Source organism: Mesorhizobium sp. WSM4837, assembly GCF_055811435.1.
On the sequence record NZ_JBVVQE010000158.1, the window covers coordinates 1 to 3,324 of the forward strand.

Here is a 3,324-nt window from a genome sequence, read left to right on the forward strand (position 1 = left end):
GTCTTGCCATGATCGACATGGCCAATCGTGCCGATGTTCACATGAGGCTTTGTACGCTCGAATTTACCTTTTGCCATAGTCTCTTTCCTTGGACGGCCGGGACCTTCAGTTCAGTCGAATGCGGGGCGATTAGCGACTGCGGCCGAAAAACACAAGTGTCTTGTGGCCGGGGCTTTCTCACCCGGTCTGAACCCATGATCCGGTTTTCGGGGATGTGGCGCGGATATAGGAACGAACAAGAAGAAATGGAATGGCCGAAGATAGGTTCCGCGGCTGCCGGCATTCAGCCGACGGATATTGCCGCTTCCGCCTGTCCGCCTTGCCGGATTTACTGCCGGATCTGGCCCATTGCCGGTGTGACGCCGGTCTGATTTCCTGATCCGATGCATTTCATTCCGATCGCCATCCGCGGCCCGCTGTTCATGATCCTGTCGACCGGGTCCTATGTCGCCAACGACACCATGTTGAAGCTCGCGACGGTTGGGCTGCCGCCCTATGAAGTGCTGTTTTTGCGCGGGACGGCGGCAACGCTGTGGGGCATCCCGTTGCTGTTTGCGCTGGGCTACGCCAGGCAGATCCCGCTGATCCTCGACAGGAGAGTGTTGCAAAGAAACCTGCTCGAGCTGGCGGCAATCCTTTGCTACGTGGTGGCGCTCGCCAACATGCAGATCGCCGATTCGACCGCCCTGGGACAGATCACGCCGCTGCTCATGCTGATTGGCTCCTCTGTCCTGTTCGGCGAACGGATCGGCGGCTTGCGCATGGCGCTGATCGGGCTCGGCTTCATCGGCGCGGTGATGGTGGCGCAGCCGACGATGCAGGGAATCTCGGTCTACGCCTTGCTGGCGCTCGGCAACGCGGCGTTCGCCGCCGCGCGCGATCTCGCCGGGCGCCGGGTCGCCGCCGACGTGCCCGGAATGATCGTCGCAATTTCCGCGGTGGTGGTGGTGCTGGTCGGATCAGGCGTCGCGCATCTGATGTCGGAGCGTTGGGTGGCGCCCGAGACGCATCATTTACTGCTGATGGCCGGGGCCGGATTGTTCCTGATTTTTGGCCATTTCTTCATCTTCATGGCCTATCGCGCCGGGCCAACCGGCGTCGTGGCGCCGTTCTATTACTGCTTCACCGTCTGGGCGGTCATTTCCGGCCTGGTGGTGTTCCAGCAATTGCCGAACGCGCTGGCGATCGGCGGCATCCTGCTGGTGGTGACCAGCGGGCTGACCATCGTGTCGCTCGACGAGCGCAGGCGCCGACTGACCGTGGTGGCATAATTTGGGCAGTGGTGACCTAAACAACGGACCACAAATTTCAACTTGGCCGCTGCCCGCAAAAAATGGAGAAACCTGTGACAAGCCAGGAGAATGCCGGCAACCGCATGCTTGCCGGAAAATGCCTGTGCGGCGCCGTGCAATACGCGGTGGCCGACGAGTTCATCTACGCCGCCAACTGCCACTGCTCGGACTGCCGGCGCACCACCGGTTCGGCTTTCAAGCCGTTTGCCGGCATCGAGCGTGAGAGACTGAGCCTGACCAAGGGCGAGGACAACCTCCTGATCTTTGGCGAGGAGACCGGCCACAACGTGCACTGCAAGACCTGCGGCTCATTGCTCTACTCGGTCGTCCGCGACGGCGCCTTCGTCCACGTCACCATGGGAACCCTCGTCGACGAGCCGGCCATCCGTCCAACGCAGCACATCTTTGTCGGCTCCAAGGCGAAGTGGTTCACGATCGCCGACGACCTGCCTCAATATGAAGAGCACGTCGCCGGAGGTGGCGACTGAAGACCTGGCGATGCGGATGACCGCATTGCCGCTCAGGCACACGCAGTGACACGGCGCATTTTCAAGGAAGTTGTTTTCGATAATGACTTCAACAGCATGCTTGGAGCGGGTAGCGGGAATCGAACCCGCATATTCAGCTTGGAAGGCTGCTGCTCTACCACTGAGCTATACCCGCGCATTTCACCCGAAAACCGCTATGCACTTTTCGGTCCGAGGCTTTGCGTTTCAGGGCTTCCGGGCCGGCAGTGGTGGAGAGGGTTGGATTTGAACCAACGTAGGCATAGCCAACGGATTTACAGTCCGTCCCCTTTAACCACTCGGGCACCTCTCCAGTCTGCCGCCGGAGCCATGCAACGAGGCATCGACGCGTCGCGGCCGCAGGAGCAGCCCGTCGCGAAGCGCCTTATGGCGGCAGCGCCCAAAACTGTCAACCGCAACATCCCGGCAAAACGCGCTGAATTTCTCGACGACCCGACGAGCAGGGTTTTCAGGCTGTATCCATAGGCGAACGACACGGCTATAGAACCGGCCATGAGCAACGATAACAAGCCCAAAACCCCGAAAGACACCCACTACGCCAAGCTGCGCCGCGCGCATCGCGACGAGAAGAGCGGCGGCGCGCCGGCGTTCAGGCCGCGCCAGCCGGTACCACCAGGAGAGACCGTCGCGGATGGGCTGGTGCGGCTGTACGGCCTGCACACGGTGCGAGCAGCACTCGACAATCCGCGCCGGCGGATCAAGAAGATGCTCGTGACGCGCAACGCCGCCGAGCGGCTGGCGATCGCCGACCTCACCGCCCTGCCCTTTGAGACAGAGATGGTCGAGCCGAAAGACATTGACAAGGTCACCGGCTCTGACGCCGTGCATCAGGGCGTGCTGATCGAAGCCGAGCCGCTAAAACCCAAGCGCCTCGATGCGCTCGGCGATACCACGCTGGTGCTGGTCCTCGACCAGGTCACCGATCCGCACAATGTCGGCGCGATCCTGCGCTCGGCGGTTGCCTTCGGCGCCGGCGCGCTGATCACCACGGCGCGCCACAGCCCGCATGAATCCGGCGTGCTGGCAAAATCGGCCTCCGGCGCGCTGGAGCATATCGACCAAATCGAGGTAAAGAACCTCGCCGACGCGCTCGGCCAGTTGCACGAGGCCGGCTTCCAGACCATCGGCCTCGATTCGGACGGACCGGCGGAACTCGAAAAGAGCTTTTCGGGAGAAAAGATCGCGTTGGTGCTGGGCGCCGAGGGCAAGGGCCTGCGCCAGAAGACCCGTGAAACGGTGACGACGCTGGCCAGGCTCGACATGCCCGGCGCCATCCGCTCGCTCAACGTGTCGAACGCCGCGGCGGTGAGCCTTTATGCGGCGAGGAAGTTTTTGGGTTTGGGGAGTAGGGGAATAAGGGAGTAAGAATAAGGCAGCGAGAAAGGCGGGTTGCGGCTCGCTGCAAGCGCTATCCCTACTGCCCTACTGCCCTACTGCCCTACTGCCCTACTGCCCTACTGCCCTATTCCCTGTTCCCCTATTCCCCTACTCCCCTACTCCCCTAC

General features: G+C 61.9%; 3 protein-coding genes, 2 tRNA genes and 1 pseudogene. 3 read left to right on the plus strand and 3 right to left on the minus strand.

The window, feature by feature from the left end; translation table 11 throughout:
- Positions 1-77: pseudogene (locus AC0L3D_RS36185) on the minus strand (GTP-binding protein); the annotation flags it as partial.
- A 306-nt stretch (positions 78-383) separates the two neighbouring features.
- On the opposite strand from AC0L3D_RS36185, the gene AC0L3D_RS36190 reads away from it, so the two are divergent.
- Positions 384-1,271 carry a DMT family transporter gene (locus tag AC0L3D_RS36190; protein WP_128186838.1) on the plus strand — a complete coding sequence of 296 codons (888 nt, stop codon included), beginning with the start codon at positions 384-386 and terminating at the stop codon, positions 1,269-1,271.
- A 62-nt stretch (positions 1,272-1,333) separates the two neighbouring features.
- Entirely contained in the window at positions 1,334-1,780 is a 447-nt protein-coding gene (locus AC0L3D_RS36195) for a GFA family protein (RefSeq protein WP_473647477.1), read from the plus strand.
- A gap of 101 nt (positions 1,781-1,881) precedes the next feature.
- Here AC0L3D_RS36195 and AC0L3D_RS36200 read toward each other — a convergent pair.
- Positions 1,882-1,955: transfer RNA gene (locus tag AC0L3D_RS36200), tRNA-Gly, on the minus strand.
- A 71-nt stretch (positions 1,956-2,026) separates the two neighbouring features.
- Positions 2,027-2,111, minus strand: a tRNA-Tyr gene (locus tag AC0L3D_RS36205).
- A 200-nt stretch (positions 2,112-2,311) separates the two neighbouring features.
- On the opposite strand from AC0L3D_RS36205, the gene AC0L3D_RS36210 reads away from it, so the two are divergent.
- Positions 2,312-3,184 carry a TrmH family RNA methyltransferase gene (locus AC0L3D_RS36210; protein ID WP_473647478.1) on the plus strand — a complete coding sequence of 291 codons (873 nt, stop codon included), beginning with the start codon at positions 2,312-2,314 and terminating at the stop codon, positions 3,182-3,184.
- Positions 3,185-3,324: the final 140 nt, after the last annotated feature.

What these genes read in the sequence shown, in the direction of transcription:
- AC0L3D_RS36190 (WP_128186838.1), top strand. Translation starts at nt 384, where the DNA reads ATGCATTTCATTCCGATCGCCATCCGCGGCCCGCTGTTCATGATCCTG.
- AC0L3D_RS36195 (WP_473647477.1), top strand. Translation starts at nt 1,334, where the DNA reads ATGGAGAAACCTGTGACAAGCCAGGAGAATGCCGGCAACCGCATGCTT.
- AC0L3D_RS36210 (WP_473647478.1), top strand. Translation starts at nt 2,312, where the DNA reads ATGAGCAACGATAACAAGCCCAAAACCCCGAAAGACACCCACTACGCC.